Source organism: Oleiphilus sp. HI0128 (assembly GCF_001635365.1).
Map to the genome: position 1 here is coordinate 1 of NZ_LWGG01001202.1, position 1,053 is coordinate 1,053.

Below are 1,053 nucleotides of genomic sequence, written 5' to 3' on the forward strand. Positions count from 1 at the left end.
TAGAGGAGATGGCTTCCGGTGGTGCAGGTGCGCTAGGGCGTGGTGGAATGGCGACCAAGGTGCGAGCAGCCCGTTTGGCGGCGCGTTCCGGTGCTTATAGTGTGATTGTTGGTGGCAAGATAGAAAGTGTTTTGTTGCGCTTAAGAGCGGCAGAGGATTTGGGTACTATGATGCTGCCTTCAACCTCAAGACAAGTTGCGCGTAAGCAATGGTTGGCAGGGCATCTCCAGACAGCAGGTAATTTGGTGCTTGATGATGGGGCTGTGGCAGTGCTAGAGCGTGGTGGTAAAAGTTTACTGTCTGTCGGGGTTGTTTCGGCAAGTGGTCGTTTCAAGCGTGGTGATATGGTCTCGTGCAAAGATAGTTCTGGCAGGGAATTTGCGCGAGGCTTAGTAAATTATGATGCGCCAGATGCGAAGAGGATTCTAGGTAAGTCGAGTGACGAAATCTTATCGATTCTAGGCTTTTGCCATGAAGCTGAGCTTATTCATCGTGATAATCTTGTGTTGCTTTGAGATGCTAAACTTCAGGCATAAAAAAACCGGCGTTTGCCGGTTTTTTTATGCCTGAGAGCGAAGCTTAAGCTTTAAGGGCTTTAACTTGTGCGTTCAGGTTGCTCTTGATGCGAGCGGCGCGGTTTTTAGGGAAGATGCCCTTGTTTACCATGCCGTCGATAATTGGCTGAGCAGTTAGGAAAGCTGCTTGTGCGTTATCGTAGTTTCCGCCAGCAATTTCAGCGTCTACTTTTTTGATGTAAGTTCTAACCATTGAACGTTGGCTAGCATTGTGTTGGCGGCGTTTCTCTTGCTGACGCGCGCGCTTTTTTGAAGATGGGGAGTTGGCCACCGTGTTGCTCCTAAATTTCGCGGATTACTAAAAAATTAACTGGGAGCGCTTACACTTGATGTTGCTGAAAAGTGCTCGATCCCAGTTCATATAAAAATGACGCGAGACTATGCCGTTTTATTAGTCCTTTGTCAATAGTCTATGCTTAGACTTACTTGCTTTACTTAAGCGACCATTTTATTCAGCAGGTTTTCACATACCTTCTGG

The 1,053-nt window shown here is 47.3% G+C and carries 2 protein-coding genes; one reads left to right on the forward strand and one right to left on the reverse strand.

The window, feature by feature from the left end; translation table 11 throughout:
- The coding region (locus A3763_RS20395; protein WP_369823156.1) for a PUA domain-containing protein at positions 1–515 on the forward strand (515 nt) is incomplete at its 5' end.
- Between the two features lie 64 nt (positions 516–579).
- Here A3763_RS20395 and rpsT read toward each other — a convergent pair.
- Positions 580–846 (reverse strand): 30S ribosomal protein S20, encoded by a 267-nt coding sequence (gene rpsT, locus A3763_RS20400; protein ID WP_068511686.1) that lies wholly within the window; start codon positions 844–846, stop codon positions 580–582.
- Positions 847–1,053 lie beyond the last annotated feature (207 nt).